At 23.6% G+C, this 18,250-nt stretch carries 12 protein-coding genes and 2 tRNA genes; 12 read left to right on the top strand and 2 right to left on the bottom strand.

Annotation, left to right across the window (positions count from 1 at the left end; all coding sequences use genetic code 11):
- The first annotated feature begins 184 nt into the window (after positions 1-184).
- From GJT88_RS01025 to lysS, 4 genes are all read left to right on the top strand, one after another.
- Positions 185-1,648 carry a Do family serine endopeptidase gene (locus tag GJT88_RS01025; RefSeq protein WP_168895091.1) on the top strand — a complete coding sequence of 488 codons (1,464 nt, stop codon included), beginning with the start codon at positions 185-187 and terminating at the stop codon, positions 1,646-1,648.
- Between the two features lie 76 nt (positions 1,649-1,724).
- A tRNA-Ile gene (locus GJT88_RS01020) sits at positions 1,725-1,797 on the top strand.
- 144 nt (positions 1,798-1,941) lie between these two features.
- Positions 1,942-3,040 (top strand): peptide chain release factor 2 gene (gene prfB, locus GJT88_RS01015; RefSeq protein ID WP_211080585.1). Its coding sequence is split into 2 segments (ribosomal slippage): positions 1,942-2,016 and positions 2,018-3,040, totalling 1,098 coding nucleotides; the frame shifts between segments, so codons are not numbered across the junction.
- A 14-nt stretch (positions 3,041-3,054) separates the two neighbouring features.
- A complete protein-coding gene (lysS, locus tag GJT88_RS01010; RefSeq protein WP_246213266.1) occupies positions 3,055-4,572 on the top strand; it encodes a lysine--tRNA ligase in 1,518 nt (505 codons plus the stop codon).
- On the opposite strand, the gene tpiA is transcribed toward lysS, so the two are convergent.
- The gene (tpiA, locus tag GJT88_RS01005) at positions 4,558-5,340 is read right to left on the bottom strand and encodes a triose-phosphate isomerase (protein ID WP_168895089.1); all 783 of its coding nucleotides are present in this window, start codon (positions 5,338-5,340) and stop codon (positions 4,558-4,560) included. The genes lysS and tpiA overlap by 15 nt on opposite strands.
- 5 nt (positions 5,341-5,345) lie before the next feature.
- The gene (locus tag GJT88_RS01000; protein ID WP_168895088.1) at positions 5,346-6,095 is read right to left on the bottom strand and encodes an FAD-binding oxidoreductase; all 750 of its coding nucleotides are present in this window, start codon (positions 6,093-6,095) and stop codon (positions 5,346-5,348) included.
- A gap of 460 nt (positions 6,096-6,555) precedes the next feature.
- Between GJT88_RS01000 and GJT88_RS00995 the strand changes: the two genes are divergently transcribed.
- From GJT88_RS00995 to carB, 8 genes are all read left to right on the top strand, one after another.
- Positions 6,556-6,628, top strand: a tRNA-Trp gene (locus GJT88_RS00995).
- Positions 6,629-6,883: 255 nt separating this feature from the next.
- Complete coding sequence (ilvG, locus tag GJT88_RS00990; RefSeq protein ID WP_168895087.1) at positions 6,884-8,557, top strand: acetolactate synthase 2 catalytic subunit; 1,674 nt, start codon at positions 6,884-6,886, stop codon at positions 8,555-8,557.
- A complete protein-coding gene (gene ilvM / locus GJT88_RS00985) occupies positions 8,558-8,800 on the top strand; it encodes an acetolactate synthase 2 small subunit (RefSeq protein ID WP_168895086.1) in 243 nt (80 codons plus the stop codon).
- 44 nt (positions 8,801-8,844) lie between these two features.
- Complete coding sequence (locus GJT88_RS00980; RefSeq protein WP_168895085.1) at positions 8,845-9,774, top strand: branched-chain amino acid transaminase; 930 nt, start codon at positions 8,845-8,847, stop codon at positions 9,772-9,774.
- Between the two features lie 33 nt (positions 9,775-9,807).
- Positions 9,808-11,673 carry a dihydroxy-acid dehydratase gene (gene ilvD / locus GJT88_RS00975; protein WP_168895084.1) on the top strand — a complete coding sequence of 622 codons (1,866 nt, stop codon included), beginning with the start codon at positions 9,808-9,810 and terminating at the stop codon, positions 11,671-11,673.
- Between the two features lie 305 nt (positions 11,674-11,978).
- Entirely contained in the window at positions 11,979-13,463 is a 1,485-nt protein-coding gene (gene ilvC, locus GJT88_RS00970; RefSeq protein WP_168895083.1) for a ketol-acid reductoisomerase, read from the top strand.
- A gap of 388 nt (positions 13,464-13,851) precedes the next feature.
- Complete coding sequence (gene carA / locus GJT88_RS00965; RefSeq protein ID WP_168895337.1) at positions 13,852-15,015, top strand: glutamine-hydrolyzing carbamoyl-phosphate synthase small subunit; 1,164 nt, start codon at positions 13,852-13,854, stop codon at positions 15,013-15,015.
- On the top strand, positions 14,999-18,226 hold the full coding sequence (carB, locus tag GJT88_RS00960) for a carbamoyl-phosphate synthase large subunit (RefSeq protein WP_168895082.1): 3,228 nt from the start codon (positions 14,999-15,001) through the stop codon (positions 18,224-18,226). Before carA ends, carB begins: the two co-directional genes overlap by 17 nt.
- Positions 18,227-18,250: the final 24 nt, after the last annotated feature.

Genomic DNA, 18,250 nt, shown 5'->3' with positions numbered 1-18,250 from the left:
TATTAAATAAAATTTATATTATATTAAGTATAGTAATTTGTAAAAAATATAAATATAGTAATTTCTTTCTAAAAAAGAAGTTTTATGTTTTTTAAACATAAAGTTTTTTTTAAAAATGCATTATTATTATTAATATATATTAATAATATAAAAAATACTAATAATTTTATTAAGAGATAATATAATGAAAAAATTAAAGATAATTTTTTATTTATTTTTTTTTACTAGTATAATAACAAATACATCTTTTAAAAATATTAATGCTAAAATTATACCAAGCGTTTTTAATACAAGAAAGGGAATACAAACTCCCAGTTTGGCTCCTATTTTAAAAAAAGTAACTTCAGCAGTTGTAAACATTAGTGCTGATAGTAGCGTTTTCATCCCAAATTTTAAAATACCTAATTCACAATCAAAAAAAAAACATCCAGATGAAAAATGTCATTTGTGTAAAAAAAATTTTTTTTGTGAAAACATTCCCTGTGAAGAAAGCAATAATACTCTTGAAAAAAAATTTAATGTAATTGGTTCTGGAGTAATTATTGATGCAAAAAAAGGTTTAATTGTTACAAATAATCATGTTATAGAAAATGCTAATAATATTACAGTAGAATTACATAATGGTGATATTTATAATGCTAAACTAATAGGACAAGATATTAAAACAGACATAGCTTTAATTAAAATTGAAGGAAATATTAAATATCTAAAAGCTATAAAAATAGCTAACTCTGATAATTTACAAGTAGGAGATTATACTATAGCTATAGGTAATCCATATGGATTAGGCGAAACCGTTACATCTGGAATAATATCTGCATTAGGACGTACTAATCCTAATATTGAAAATTTTAGAAATTTTATTCAGACAGATGCTTCTATTAATAAAGGAAATTCAGGAGGAGCTTTAATTAATTTACATGGAGATTTAATTGGTATTAATACTGCTATTTTTGCTCCTAGTGAAGGAAATATTGGAATCGGATTTGCTATTCCTAGTAATACTGTTATTAGTATAGTTAAACAAATTCTTAAATTTGGGAAAATAAAAAGAGGTTCTTTAGGATTTATTGGTATGGATATTAATCCGGAGTTAGCCCGAATTTTTAAATTTAATCCTTCAAAAAAGGGAATTTTTATTAATGAAGTATTATCATCACCTTATGATAGTGGTTTAGAAGCTGGTGATATAATCATATCTTTAAATGGTAGAATGATTGAAAATTTAACATTATTAGAGGAAAAAATTAATTCTTTACCTATTGGTACTACAGTTAAAATAGGGGTTATTAGAAAAGGTATTTTCAAAAGAATATTTGCAAAAATAAAAGATTATGACAATAAAGAAATTTCTGATGAAGCTATGTATTCTGGGATTCAAGGAGCATATTTAGGTAACATATATTTATTTAGAAATAGAAAAATTTATAATTATAAACAAATACAAGGAATTAAAATTACTAAAATAGAAAAAAATACTCCTGCAGAAAAAATGGCATTAAAAAAAGATGATATTATATTTGAAATTAACCAAAATAAAATTAATAATATAAAAGATGTTAGAAATATTTTGAATCAAAATCCTATATTTCTTGTTTTTCATATTTTACGAGAAAAACATGATTTTTATTTATTAGTTAGTTTCTAAATTTTTTTTAAAAAAATTATAAATTTTATTGAAAAATTTTTAAAAATATTTAATACTAACTTCAGGTAGTAATGTTGGCCCTTTAGCTCAGTGGTTAGAGCAAACGACTCATAATCGTTAGGTCGTTGGTTCAAATCCAACAAGGGCCAGTTTTTTTATTTGTATAATAATCAATTTCTTATTATCTATTTTTTATAAAAATAAATATCTATAAAACCTTACTAGCAAAAGATTAATAATTTAACATTATTAATAGTATTTTATATTTTTTTTATAAAAAAAAGGAAGTAAATATGTTAGAAATCCATTTAATACAAAATAAACTAAAAGAAATAAAAAAAAAAAATATTTTTATTAGGGGGTTCCTTTAATTATAAAAAATACAAAAAAAAATTACTAATGATATATAATAAATTGAAAAATCCTATTATTTGGAAAGATATTAATCTTATTAATTTTTTAAATAAAAAAAAAATAAAAATAGAAAATTTATTATTTGCATTAGATGAAATTAATCAAGAAATTTTAGATATAAATGAATTAATTTATTTAGCAATAAATACAAATGATCAAAAAATATTAAAAGAATCTATTCAAATATTATTTGAGTTAAAAAATAAAATAAATAAGTTAGAATTACAGAAAATTTTTATTAAAAAAAATGATAAAAAGAATTGTTTTATAGATATACAGCCCGGATCAGGAGGTATAGAATCCCAAGATTGGGCAAAAATAATAATGAAAATGTATTTAAAATGGGCAGAAAAAAAGAATTTTAAAACTATCATAATAAATGAATCACCTGGAGAGATAGTAGGAATAAAATCCGCAACTATACATATGATTGGAAATTATGCTTTTGGATGGCTACGTACAGAAAATGGAGTACATCGTTTAGTGAGAAAAAGTCCCTTTAATTCTTCAGGAAGAAGACATACTTCTTTTGTTTCAACTTTTATATATCCAGATATTAAAGAAAATAATAATATTATATTAAATACAGAAGATTTGCGTATTGATGTTTATAGAGCTTCTGGTGCTGGGGGCCAACACGTTAATAGAACAGAATCAGCAGTGCGTATTACACATATTCCTACAGGAATAGTTACACAATGCCAAAATAATAGATCACAACATAAAAATAAAAATCAAGCAATGAAACAAATAAAAGATAAATTATATAAATTAAAAAATCACATAAAAGAAAAGAAACAAAATAAAATTGAAAAAAATAAAATTGATATTAGTTGGGGGCATCATATACGTTCTTACATATTAGATGATTCTCGCATCAAGGATATAAGAACCGGGTTAGAAATTAATGATATACAATCAGTCCTTAATGGTAATTTAGATATATTCATACAAGCTAGTTTAAAATTAGGTTTATAAGGATAAATTCTATTATGCCTACAAATACAAAACATTTTAGTAAACATGACATTAAAAATATGTGTAATAACGAAATAAAGTTTCGTCGTGAAAAATTAATAATATTAAAAAAAAATAGTGTTGCCTTTCCCAATAATTTTAAAGTAAATATAACAATAAATATTTTATATGAAAAATATAATAATATAAAAATGTTTGATAAAAATTTTTTATTTAATATTGCAGGTCGTATTGTAAATTTAAGAATTATGGGAAAAGCTTCGTTTATAAATATTCAAGATCATACAGGAAAAATACAAATTTATTTATCTCAAGATAGTTTATCTATCAAAATGTATAAAAAATTTTTAGAAAAATATGATTTAGGAGATATAATCGGGGTTATTGGTTATGTTTTTAAGACAAAAACAAAAATATTATCTATTTATTGTAAAGAAATTTTTTTATTGACAAAAACTATTCGTCCATTACCAAATGAATACTATGGATTAAAAAATCAAGAAATTAAATATAGAAAAAGATATTTAGATTTAATAATAAATAAAAAAACATTAGAGACATTTAAAATTAGATCCAAAATTATATTAAATATACGCAGTACGATGAATAAAATGGATTTTATTGAAGTAGAAACACCAATGATGCATTCTATACCAGGGGGAGCATTAGCAAAACCTTTCATTACTTATCATAATAAATATAATATGAATATGTATTTACGTATTGCTCCTGAATTATATTTAAAACGACTTATTATTGGGGGGTTTAATAAAATTTTTGAAATTAATAGAAATTTCAGAAATGAAGGTATTTCTACACAACATAATCCTGAATTTACTATGATGGAATTATATATAGCATATGCTGATTATAAAGATTTAATGCTTTTATTTGAAAATTTATTCAAAAATATATATAAAAAAGTATTTAATAAAACAATACTAAATTATAATGGTCATGTTTTTAATTTAGAAGACAATTTTCATAAATTCACAATGAAAGAATCTATTACATATTTTTATCCAAAAATTAATTTAAATAGTTTAGAAAATTCAGATGAATTATTTAAAATTGCTAATACTTTAGAAGTTAAAGTAAAAAATAATTGGAGTAATGAAAAAATTATTGTTTCAATCTTTGAGGAAAAAATTTCTAACAAAATAATAATGCCTACATTTATTACAGAATATCCTATTGAAATATCTCCTTTAGCACGTAGAAATAATTTAAATCCATTACTAGCTGATAGATTTGAATTTTTTATTTGTGGTATGGAAATAGCAAATGGTTTTTCTGAACTCAATGACCCAATAGATCAAAAAGAAAGACTTAAAAAACAAAATAAAGCAAAAAAATCTAATAAAAATAAAAATTATGAAAATTTATATGATAAAGACTATATAGAAGCACTAGAATATGGACTCCCTCCTACTGCGGGATTAGGAATCGGAATAGATAGATTAATTATGCTATTTACTAATTCTAAATCAATCAGAGATGTAATTCTATTTCCTACATTAAAACCGATTTAATAAACTCATTTTTTTTTCAGCTTTTTTAACAAGAGATATAAAATTCTCTGTTGTTAAAGAAGCTTTACCTATTAAAAAACCATTAATATCTTTTTTATCAAGAAAATTATTTATATTATTATTATTAACAGAACCTCCATATTGTAAAATTATATTTGTAGCAACTTTTTGATTTATACTGGCAATATATTTTCTAATAAAACTATGAACTTTTTGTACTTCATTTGCATCTGCTACTTTTCCTGAACCAATGGCCCATATGGGTTCATAGGCAATTATAGCATTATTTAATATTTCAACTCCTTGAGTTTTTAATATATAATTAATTTGATTAACACATATTTTTTCTGTTTTATTCTGTTTTTTTTCTTCTTCTGTTTCTCCTATACATAAAATAGGAATTAAATTAAAATTTTTAATTAAAACAAATTTTGTAGAAATATTATCATAATTTTCATTATGAAATAATTTTCGTTCTGAATGCCCAATTATTACATATTTAACTCCCACATCTTTTAACATACTTACTGATATTTCTCCAGTAAAAGCACCTTGAGTATGTATATCTACATTTTGTGCCGCTAAATGTATTGATGTATTTTTTATATAATTATACATAGTATGTAGATATACATAAGGAGGAGCTATTGCTAAATCACAAAATTTTAATGAAAAATTAAATTCTTTTTTAATTATATTTATGTTTTTTTTTAAAAAAACTAAATCACCATTTAGTTTCCAATTACTTATAATAAAACATTTTTTCATATTTTTTACCAATATTGTTCTGATGTGATATTTCCATTTTTATCTTTTAAATTTTTAGATAAATTTTTATCTATTTCTAATATACTTATTGTTTCTCTAATCATATTAGGATTACCGCATAACATGATATGACTATCATTATTAATTTTTATCCCAATTTTTTTTTCTATAATACCACGTTTAATTAAATCAGGAATATAACCCTTTAATGTTACATTATTTTTAAAGCTATCTCTAGTTACAATAGTTCGAAAAATGAATTTATTACTATATTTTTGTTTAATATTATTAACTAAATACAAATAACTATGATCATTTATATATCTTACAGAATGTATTAAAATAATTTTTTTAAACATATTAAAACAATTACCATCTTGTAAAATTGATAAATATGGACCTATACCAGTACCAGTTGATAACATCCATAAATTTTCACAAGATTTTATATTATTTAATGTAAAAACTCCTGTTGCATTTTTAGAGATCATTATATAATCATCTTCTTTTAAAGAATATAAAAAAGGACTTAATTTGCCATTAGTAATAGTAGAAATATAAAATTCATGATTTTTATTTTGTGGACAATTAATGTAAGAATAAGCTCGGCATATTTTTTTCCCGTTAATTTTTAAAGCTAATTTTGTAAATTGTCCCGGAATAAAAGTGTTTGTTTTCGCATTCAAAATAATACTAAATAATGTTTTTGTCCAATATTTGATTTTTTTTATTGTACCAATAGTCCATTCTGTCATATAAGATCCTTATCTATCAATAATAATTAATATCACACAATAATTCTACGGATATAATTACCTTTTTAAAAAAAAATTTCAATTTAAAAATTATTATATTAATAAAAACAACAAATTCATTATTTTTTTTAAAAAAATATTACTATATTTAAGTAAAAATTTATTTTTACAACTAAATTAAATATATAATATAAAAAAATTTACCATATATAAGAAATTTTACTGATTTTAATAAATTATTATATAATATACAATAATTAAGTTATTTTTTTTATATATAATTTATAAAGATTATTTATATTATATTATTTATATATAAAGTTTATTTGTAATATTTAAATATTTAAAATATATGAATTAAAATTTTTTAATATATTATTTATATTTGCAAATATTTTATATTGAATCAATATAGTTAATAATATATGATACCATACCGAAGGATGTGTGGATAATTTTAAGGGGTGTAGTTTAATTGGTAGAATATTGGTCTCCAAAACCAATGGTTGGGGGTTCAAATCCCTCCACCCCTGGTATAAGATGTTATGTTTTTTTTAAAAAAAATTTTTTATATAAAAAATATGGTTTTTTTTAAAAAAATTATAATTTTATAAAAAATAAGTTTTTTTACATAAAAATTATAAATAATATTTAAAAAAAATTTTAAATAATATTTAACATTAAAATATAAATTTTACCTCTGATTTTTTAGAATTTTATACAAACTTAAATTTTAATAAAATTGAATTATGCATATTTATCACTTAAACAAAGAGGTTGAAATAAACATGAATGGTGCCGAATGTATAATTCAAGCCTTGCAAAGAGAAAATGTAAAAATAGTATTTGGTTATCCTGGAGGAGCTATTATGCCTTTATATGATGCATTATATAAGGGGGAAATAGAACATATATTATGTAGACATGAACAGGGAGCTGCAATTGCTGCAATAGGATATGCTCGTTCTACTGGGAACATAGGGGTATGCATAGCTACATCAGGTCCAGGAGCTACTAATTTAATAACGGGAATTGCTGATGCTATGGTAGATTCTGTTCCAATTATCGCTATTACAGGACAGGTATCTTCACCATTAATTGGTACTGATGCTTTTCAAGAAATAGATATTATTGGAATGTCTTTATCATGTACTAAACATAGTTTTTTAATAACTTCGCCTCTAGAATTATCTTCTATTATAGCAAAAGCATTTTTTATCGCATCTTCTGGTCGCCCTGGGCCTGTCTTAATAGACATACCTAAAGATATACAATTGTGTAATAATATACCAAAAATATCAAAATTAAGTAAAAAAAATTTTTTTATAAAAAAAAATAATGATTTTTCTACTAAAAAAATTACACAAGCTAATAACTTATTAAAAAATTCTACCATGCCTATACTATATATAGGAGGTGGAGTAGATATGGGTAACGCAGTTAATATATTAAGAACGTTTATTAAAAAATCTGGAATACCCACTGTAGTTACTTTAAAAGGATTAGGAACAATAAAACCAACATACGCTTATTATTTAGGGATGTTAGGCATGCATGGTAATAAAGCTGCTAATTATATCGTACAAAAATGTGATTTACTAATAGCAATAGGAGCTAGATTTGATGATAGAGTAACAGGTAATAAAGAAAAATTTGCTCCCAAAGCAAAGATTATACATATAGATATAGATCCTTCGGAAATAAATAAAATTTGTAAGATAAATGTTGAACTGCTAGGTAATTTAAATCAATTAATTCCATTATTAGAAAAACCCAATAATATTTCTAAATGGCAAAATTATATTAAAAAAATAAAAAATAAATATTCTTATTTATCTTTTAATAAACAAGATTGTATAAATAAAGATAAAATTTATGCACCTTTTTTATTAAAAAAATTATCCAAGATTAAAGATGAAAAAACTATAATTACAACAGATGTTGGACAACATCAAATGTGGGTCGCACAATACATAACTTTTTCCACTCCTAAAAATTTTATTACATCTAGTGGTTTAGGAACAATGGGATTTGGATTACCAGCAGCAATTGGAGCACAAATAGCTCATCCTAATAATACTGTTATATGTATTACTGGTGATGGATCATTTATGATGAATATCCAAGAATTAAGTACAATCAAAAGAAAAAATCTTCCTATTAAGATAATATTACTAGACAATAAAAGATTAGGGATGGTACGGCAATGGCAAGAAATTTTTTTTAAAAGAAGATATAGTGAAACTACATTATGGGATAATCCTAATTTTATTAAATTAGCTAATTCTTTTGGAATATCAGGACATAGTATTAAAAAAATTAATGAAATAGATAAAAGTTTAGAAAAAATTTTTTTTATAAAAAAACCTTATATATTACATGTTGCTATAAATGAATACGATAATGTTTGGCCTTTAGTACCGCCAGGAAATAGTAATGATAATATGATAGAGAATAATTAAATGAATAAATATCAATTATTAATTAAAACAAATATTAGTCCTGAAATTAGCGAACGTATAATTAGAATTATACGTCATAGAGGTTTTGTTATTAAAACAATGAAAATGGAAGTAATAAGTAGATTAAAAAATATAACTTTTAACTTAACAATTAAAAGTTATAAATCTATAAATTTATTAATAAAACAAATAGAAAAATTAATAGATGTAATACATATAGCAATACTAGAACAAATACCATAATAATACTGCTATTATTATTTTTTTTTAAATAAGGAAATATCATAATGTCCGCTAAAAAAGCAGATTTTATTTGGTTAAATGGCGATATTATAAAATGGGAAGATGCCAAAATCAGTGTAATGACTCATGCATTACATTATGGAACTTCTGTATTTGAAGGAATTAGATGTTATAAATCATATAAAAAATCTTCTATTTTTCGCCATAAAGATCATATTGAACGTTTATATAATTCTGCTAAAATTTATCGTTTCCCATTAAAATTTACTGTAAAAGAATTAATGAATGCAGTATATATAATTATTAATGTTAATAAGCTTAAAGAAGCTTATATTAGAATTTTAGCATTTATTGGAGATGTGGGACTAGGATTAAATCCACCTAAAAATTATTATTCTGATATAATGATTAGTGCATTTTCATGGAAAAATTATTTAGGCCCAAATGCTATGGAACATGGTATTGATATAATGGTGTCTTCATGGAATAAAATTAAACCAAATACTATTCCTAGTATTGCTAAAGCCGGGGGTAATTATTTATCTTCTTTATTAATAGGTAGTGAAGCACGTAGAAATGGATATCATGAAGGAATAGCGTTAGATAGTTTAGGATTTATATCAGAAGGAGCTGGAGAAAATATTTTTATAGTAAAAAATAATGTTTTATTTACTCCTCCCTTAACATCATCTATCCTTCCTGGAATAACCAGAGATTCTGTTTTAAAAATAGCACAGGAATTAAAAATAACAACAAAAGAATGCTTAATATTAAGAGAATTTTTATATTTAGCTGATGAAGTTTTTTTAACAGGAACTGCAGCAGAAATTACTCCAGTTCGTAGTGTAGATCGTATATTAATTGGCCAAGGTAAGATAGGAAAAATTACAAAAAATATTCAAAAAAATTTTTTATATTTATTTAGTGGAAAAACAAAAGATAAATGGAATTGGTTGGATCATATCAATTTATAGTATTTATTTTAACATTTTAAAAAAGAGAAAAATATGCCTAATTATCGTTCATTTATTACTACACAAGGTCGTAATATGGCAGGAGCACGTGCTCTTTGGAGAGCAACTGGCATGGATGATTCTGATTTTTCAAAACCTATTATTGCTATAGTAAATTCTTTCTCTCAATTTGTTCCAGGTCATATTCATTTACAACAATTAGGTAAAATTATTTCAAACGTAATAAAAAAAAAAGGAGGAGTTCCGAAAGAATTTAATACAATAGCTATTGATGATGGCATAGCAATGGGACATGATGGAATGTTATATTCTCTTCCTTCTAGAGATCTTATTGCTGATTCTGTAGAATATGTTATAAATGCCCACTGTGTTGATGCAATGATTTGTGTATCTAATTGTGATAAAATTACTCCGGGAATGTTAATGGCATGCTTGCGTTTAAATATTCCTACTGTATTTATTTCTGGTGGGCCCATGGAAGCAGGACAAATTAATATAGAAAATTATGATCAAAAAAGAATTGATTTAGTTGATGCAATGGTTCAAGCTGCAAATATAAATCAAACTAATAATAATGTAAAAAAAATAGAAATAAATGCATGTCCAACATGTGGATCCTGTTCCGGTATGTTTACTGCAAATTCTATGAATTGTTTAGTAGAAGCTTTAGGATTAGCATTACCAGGAAATGGATCCTTATTATCTACACATATAAATCGAAAAAAATTATGTATACAAGCATCTAAAATCATAGTTGATATTACACAAAAGTATTATCATAATAATGATGTTAATGTTTTACCAAGAAATATTGTAAATAAAAAATCACTTGAAAATGCAATGATGTTAGATATAGCAATGGGAGGTTCTACTAATACAATTTTACATATTTTAGCTTTAGCACAAGAAGCACATATATCATTCACTTTAACAGATATAGATAAATTATCAAGGAAAATACCATGGTTATGTAAATTATCTCCTAGTACAAAAGATTTTTATATGGAAGATTTTCATAGAGCAGGAGGAGTAATTGGTATTTTAAGTGAATTAAATAAAAAAAAATTAATACATACTAATGTTAAAAATATTTTAGGTTTAACAGTAAAAGAAACTATAAAAAAATATGACATAATAGATACGGAAGATGAAGAAATAAAATTTTTTTTTAAGTCAGCTCCTGGTAATATTAAAACAACTAATCCTTTTTCACAAAAAAAAATGTGGACTAAATTAGATAATAATCGTAAAACAGGATGTATACGTTCTTCTAAATATGCTTTTAGTAAAGATGGAGGATTAGCAATTTTATATGGTAATATTGCAAAAAATGGATGTGTAATAAAAACAGCTAGTGTTGATAAAACCTTAATGATTTTTAAAGGAAAAGCTAAAGTATACGAAAGTCAAGAATCTGCAGTACATGCAATTTTAAATAAAAAAATTTCACATGGAGATGTTATTGTTATCAGATATGAAGGCCCTAAAGGTGGTCCTGGGATGCAAGAAATGTTATATCCTACATCATATTTAAAATCTATGAAATTAGAAAAAAGTTGTGCTTTAATTACTGATGGACGTTTTTCTGGAGGAACTTCAGGTTTATCTATAGGACATATTTCTCCTGAAGCTGCAAGTAAGGGTACAATTGCGTTAGTACAAAATAATGATATTATTGAAATTAATATACCAAATAGATCTATACATCTAGATGTTCCAAATTCTATTCTAGAAAAAAGAAAAGAACAAGAAGAAAAAAGAGAAAATAGAGCATATACTCCTAAATTAAAACGACAAAGAAAAATTTCTTTTTCTTTAAAAGCATATGCTGCTTTAGTAACTAGTGCTGATAAAGGAGCTGTTCGAGATAAAAATAAATTAAATTATTATGAAAAATAATGAAATAACATTATATTTTTTAATTAAGGATTTATTTAATTAAATTCTATTTTGATTAAAAAAGTAAGTTGTTTAAAAGACATCTCAAATTGATAAAAATAAATTATATATTATTAATATAAATTTTTTAATTTTTTTATAAAAAATTTTATTTATTGTTTTTTTTTAAAGTATAAAATATTTGTAATATATTTTATGTAAATATTAATATATATTTATTCTATAATATTTCATAAATATTTTTTATAAGTGTATTTGTTATATAAATATATAATAAATAACATTTTTTATATAGGGTAATTTAAATGGGAAATTATTTTAATAATTTAAATTTTCGTAAAAAATTAAAAAATCTCCGTAAATGTAGATTAATGAAATTTGAAGAATTTTCACAAAATGTTAATTTTTTAAAAAAAAAAAAAATTGTTATTATAGGATGCGGAGCACAAGGTTTAAATCAAGGATTAAATATGAGAGATTCTGGTTTAAATATATCATATGCCTTAAAAAAAGAATCTATTGAAAAAAAAAACTTATCTTGGCAACGAGCTCATAAAAATAATTTTGTAGTAGGAACTTATAATAAATTAATACCTACTGCTGATTTAATAATTAATTTAACACCTGATAAAAATCATCATATAGTATTAAAAGATATTAAACATTTAATAAAAAAGGGAGCTACATTAGGATATTCTCATGGTTTTAATATTATAGAAGAAGGAGAAAATATTCCCAAAGATATTACAGTAGTTATGGTTGCACCAAAAAGTCCAGGAACCGAAGTTAGAGAAGAATTTAAAAAAGGTTTCGGAGTTCCTACTTTAATTGCTGTCCATCAACATGCTGATAATACAAAAAATGGATTAGAAATAGCTAAAGCTTGGGCAGTATCTATCGGGAGTCATAAAGCTGGTATTTTAGAGTCATCTTTTACTGCTGAAGTGAAATCTGATTTGATGGGAGAACAAACCGTTTTATGTGGTATGCTGCAAACAGCATCTATTTTATTATTTGATAATTTATTAAAATTTGGTATAAATTCATCTTATGCTGCTCAATTTATCCAGTTTGGATGGGAGTATATCACGGAAGCTTTAAAACAAGGCGGTATTAGTTTAATGATGGATAGATTAGAAAATAATGCTAAAATACGTTCTTATCAACTATCTATAATTTTAAAAAAAATTTTAAAACCTTTATTTCAAAAACATATTGATGATATAATTTCAGGTGAATTTTCTAAAGAAATTATAAAAGACTGGAATAATAACAATAAAAATTTAATAAAATGGCGTGAAAAATATCAAAATAGTAATTTTGAACAAATTTCTAATAATAGAAAAAATAATTTTATAGAAGAACAAGATTATTTTGATAAAGGTATTGTTATGATAGCTTTTATAAAAAGTAGTATAGAACTATCATTTGAATTAATGGTGGAAACAGGAATATCTCCAGAATCAGCATATTATGAATCATTACACGAATTACCTTTAATAGCTAATACTATTGCAAGGAAAAAATTATATGAAATGAATAAAATAATATCTGACACAGCCGAATATGGTAATTATTTATTTTCAAATCAAGCTATCCCTTTATTAAAAAATTTTATGAATAAAATAACAAAAGAAGATTTGAATATAATACAAAAAAAAAATACATCAATAAATAATGCTTATTTGCGTGATATAAATTATCAAATAAGAAATCATCCTATTGAAAAAATTGGATATATATTAAGAGAATATATGTTTCATATGCAATCTTTAGTTAAAATAAAATAAAAAATACTACTCTCTTTATATAAGAGAGTAGTATTTTTTTTATAAAAAAAATTAATTTTATATTTTAATTTTTTAACAAATACAATATAGAACACATTTTTAATTAAATTTTTATATTTTAATAAAGCAAAAATTATATTTCATTAATTTTATTAAATATAATTTCGTATTTTCGATATATTTTGATATACTAATCTGTTTTTTTTATAAACATATAAAAAATTTTTTATCATCTTTTGTAATATTGTGTTTTTAATTGTTTCAACATTTTTAAATTTTTTTAAAAAAATTTAAAAAAATAGTATAATTATTAAATTATATATATATATAATAAAATTTTTATTTCAAAAAATTTTATTATAAATAATTTTTTTTGGAGGATTATTTGATTAATAAAAAAGCAATATTAATAACGGAAGATGGAACAAAATTTATAGGAAAATCTATAGGCATAAATGGAATAACATTTGGAGAAATAGTATTTAATACTGCTATTACTGGCTATCAAGAAATAATTACTGACCCCTCTTATTACAAACAAATTGTTTTGTTAACATATCCTCATATTGGTAATGTTGGGACAAATCCAGATGATAATGAATCTGGCAAAATTTATTTAAAAGGCCTTATTATTAATAATTTATCAAAATTACCAAGTAGTTATCGTAATAAGGAATCCTTAGATCTTTTTCTTAAAAGACATAATATTATTGCTATACAAGGAATAGATACTCGTTATTTAACTAGATTAATTCGTAAAAAAAAAATTAATAAATGTTGTATAATTACTACAGAAAAAAAAATTAATTTTAACAAAATTATAAATAAAATTTGTAAATTTAGTGGATTACAAGGATTAGATTTAATTAAGAAAATTACAACAAAAGTAAATTATTCTTGGATAGGAAATAATAAAAATAATAAGTTAATAAAAAAACATAATTTTCCTATGCATATTATGGCATTTGATTTGGGAATTAAAAAAAGTATATTAACTATGTTAGTTAATAAAGGATGTAAAGTAACAGTTATTTCTGCTTTTACTAATTTCAAAGAAATAGTGTCATTAAATCCCGATGGGATTTTTTTATCTAATGGACCTGGAGATCCCGAACCTTGTTTTTATATTATAGATACTGTAAAAAAATTATTAAAAACAAATATACCAATATTTGGCATTTGTTTAGGACACCAAATATTAGCAATCGCAAGTGGTGCTAAAACTAAAAAAATGACTATTGGCCATCATGGGAGTAATCACCCAGTTAAAAATATTCTAAATAATAAAATATTTATAACAACTCAAAACCATGGTTTTACTGTTGATAAAAAAAGCCTTCCTGCAAATTTAAAAATAACACATATATCCCTATTTGATAATACAATACAAGGTATCCATCGTATAGACAAACCAGCTTTTGGTTTTCAAGGACACCCAGAAGCTAGTCCAGGGCCACATGATGCATCTATTTTATTTGATTATTTTGTAAAATTAATTCAAGAATATTGTTTTAAAAAATATAAGAGATTGCAAAATGCCAAAACGTACTGATATACAAAATATTATGATTTTAGGAGCTGGCCCAATTATTATCGGACAAGCTTGTGAGTTTGATTATTCAGGTACTCAAGCATGTAAAGCTTTAAAAGAAGAAGGTTATAATTTAATTTTAGTTAATTCAAATCCTGCAACAATTATGACAGATCCTGATATAGCTAATATAACTTATATAGAACCTATGAATTGGGAAGTTATTACTAAAATTATAGCAAAAGAAAAACCTGATGCCATTTTACCAACAATGGGAGGGCAAACTGCTTTAAATTGTATATTAAATTTACATAAAAATAATATTTTAACTAAGTTTAATGTAGAAACTATTGGAGTAACAATAGATACTATAAATAAAGCTGAAAATCGTAATGATTTTTTAAATATAATAAAAAATTTAGGTCTGAATACTGCATCTTCTTGTATTGTACATAATATGGATGAAGCGATAGATTGTATTCAAAAAATTGGTTTTCCCTGTGTTATTAGACCATCATTTACAATGGGTGGAAGTGGAGGAGGTATTGCATATAATTTAACAGAATTTAAAAAAATTTGTGAAAATGGTATAAATTTATCTCTTAATAATGAATTAATAATTGACGAATATTTAATAGGATGGAAAGAATATGAGATGGAAGTAATTAGAGATAGAAATGGTAATTGTATTATTGTATGTTCAATTGAAAATATTGACCCTATGGGTATACATACTGGAGACTCTATCACTGTTGCTCCAGCTCAGACTTTATCAGATAAAGAATATCAAAAAATGCGAAATGCTTCTATATCTATTATGGAAGCCATGGGTATAGAATCAGGAGGATCTAATGTACAGTTTGCTGTTAATCCCCAAACAGGTAAATTAATAGTTATTGAAATGAATCCTAGAGTTTCACGTTCATCAGCTTTAGCATCTAAAGCTACAGGATTTCCTATTGCTAAAATATCTGCAAAACTTTCTATTGGGTATACTTTAGATGAATTAACCAATGATATAACTAAAAATCATATTTCTAGTTCTTTTGAACCTGCTATTGATTATGTTGTTACTAAAATACCTAGATTTAATTTTGAAAAATTTCCTGGTGTAAATAATAAACTTACAACACAGATGAAATCTGTAGGCGAAATAATGTCAATAGGGAGATCATTTCAAGAATCAATACAAAAAGCATTACGTAGTTTAGAAACAGGTCTTAATGGGTTTGAACCTAAAATTAATTTAATAAAAAATCAAAAAAATTATAATATAATTAAAAAAGAATTAAAGAACCCGGGCCCTGATAGAATCTGCTTTGTAGCAGATGCTTTTAGATTGGGAATTTCTATTTTTGAAATATATAATCTATCTAAAATAGATATGTGGTTTTTATCACAAATACAAGATCTAATGCAAACAGAAAAAAAAGTTCAAAATTTGGGTATTAAATGTTTATTTAATAAAAAATATTTTTTTAATTTAAAAAAAAAAGGATTTTCTGATGCCAGATTGGCTAATTTAGTTAATACTTCTGAACAAAAAATTAGAATGCTACGGTATGAATATAATATTCATCCTGTATATAAAAGAGTAGATACTTGTGCAGCAGAATTCGACACTGATACAGCATACATATATTCAACATATGAAACAGAATGTGAATCTAACCCTACCAAAAATAAAGAAAAAATTATTATCTTAGGAAGTGGGCCTAATAGAATTGGACAGGGTATTGAATTTGATTACTGTTGTGTTCATGCATCAATAATCTTACGCCAAAATAATTTTGAAACAATTATGATTAATTGTAATCCTGAAACTGTTTCAACTGATTATGATATTTCAGATCGTTTATATTTTGAACCCATTACTTTAGAAGATGTATTAGAAATTATTAGAATTGAAAAACCAAAAGGAATTATTGTCCAATATGGAGGGCAAACTCCATTAAATTTATCTAAAGATTTAGCAAAAGAAGGAATAAATATAATAGGAACTAGTCCTACTTCTATTGATATTGCTGAAAATAGAAAAAAATTTCAATATATAGTAAATTCTTTAAAATTAAAACAACCTCCGAATTATATAGTAAATGATTTAGAAGAAGCATTACAAAAATCTAAAATAATTGGATATCCTATAGTTGTACGTCCTTCTTACGTATTAGGAGGTACATCTATGGAAATAGTATATAATAAAAAAGATTTGAAAAATTATTATTTTTGTAATGTTAAGCACAAGGTTCCTATCTTATTAGATAAATTTTTAGATAATGCTATAGAAGTAGATGTAGATGCTATTTGTGATGGAAAAGATGTTTTTATTGGAGGTATAATGGAACATATTGAACAAGCAGGTATACATTCTGGTGATTCAGCTTGTTCTTTACCTATATATTCTCTTAATGAGAAAATTATAAATAATATTAAAATACAAGTTAAACAATTGTCTTTAAAAATTAAAGTACGTGGTTTAGTTAATATTCAATTTGCTATAAAGAAAAATGAAATATATTTAATTGAAGTTAATCCTAGAGCTGCTAGAACTATTCCTTTTGTATCTAAAGCCATAAATGTTCCATTAGCAAAAATAGGAGCATTAGTAATGATAGGAAAATCTTTATTAAATTTAAATATTACAGAAGAAATTGTACCATCTTATTTTTCTATAAAAGAAGTTGTATTGCCGTTTGATAAATTTTATGGAATAGATCCTATTTTAGGGCCGGAAATGAGATCAACAGGTGAAGTCATGGGTATTGGAGATAATTTCGCTGCATCTTTTGCTAAAGCTATGTTAAGTGCTCAAATTAATATAAGTAAAAAAGGTATTGCATTAATTTCTGTGAGAGATTACGATAAAAAATTAGTTGTCCCTTTAGTTAAAAAGTTAATGAGTTACGGATTTAAAATTGAGGCAACATCTGGTACTGCCTTATTTTTAAAACAAAAAAATTTATTAGTTCAAAAAGTAAGGAAAGTAACTGAAAAATTTCCAAACATAATTAGTTTCATTAAAAAAAAGAAGTACAATTATATTATTAATACTACAACAGATAAAAAATCTATTAAGTTATCCAAATTAATGCGTATTTTAGCTTTACAAAATAATATTCATTATAATACTACAATTAATGGAGCTATAGCTACAATTAAAGCTATGTCTCAAAATCCTAAAGAAAAAGTATTTTCTTTACAAGAAAGACATAGAACATTACTAAAAAAATAATTTTTTATATTTTTATTCTTTGTT

This window comes from Enterobacteriaceae endosymbiont of Donacia tomentosa, from assembly GCF_012571135.1.
In the GTDB taxonomy this organism is placed as follows: Bacteria; Pseudomonadota; Gammaproteobacteria; order Enterobacterales; family Enterobacteriaceae.
The sequence above is the reverse complement of the archived record's forward strand: the minus strand, read 5'-3'. Positions and strand labels throughout refer to the sequence as shown.

Bases quoted from the DNA above. Each gene is read 5' to 3' on its own strand.
- ilvD (WP_168895084.1), top strand. From the start codon at position 9,808: ATGCCTAATTATCGTTCATTTATTACTACACAAGGTCGTAATATGGCA.
- lysS (WP_246213266.1), top strand. From the start codon at position 3,055: ATGCCTACAAATACAAAACATTTTAGTAAACATGACATTAAAAATATG.
- ilvG (WP_168895087.1), top strand. From the start codon at position 6,884: ATGAATGGTGCCGAATGTATAATTCAAGCCTTGCAAAGAGAAAATGTA.
- ilvC (WP_168895083.1), top strand. From the start codon at position 11,979: ATGGGAAATTATTTTAATAATTTAAATTTTCGTAAAAAATTAAAAAAT.
- ilvM (WP_168895086.1), top strand. From the start codon at position 8,558: ATGAATAAATATCAATTATTAATTAAAACAAATATTAGTCCTGAAATT.
- carB (WP_168895082.1), top strand. From the start codon at position 14,999: ATGCCAAAACGTACTGATATACAAAATATTATGATTTTAGGAGCTGGC.
- tpiA (WP_168895089.1), bottom strand. From the start codon at position 5,340: ATGAAAAAATGTTTTATTATAAGTAATTGGAAACTAAATGGTGATTTA.
- GJT88_RS01000 (WP_168895088.1), bottom strand. From the start codon at position 6,095: ATGACAGAATGGACTATTGGTACAATAAAAAAAATCAAATATTGGACA.
- GJT88_RS01025 (WP_168895091.1), top strand. From the start codon at position 185: ATGAAAAAATTAAAGATAATTTTTTATTTATTTTTTTTTACTAGTATA.
- GJT88_RS00980 (WP_168895085.1), top strand. From the start codon at position 8,845: ATGTCCGCTAAAAAAGCAGATTTTATTTGGTTAAATGGCGATATTATA.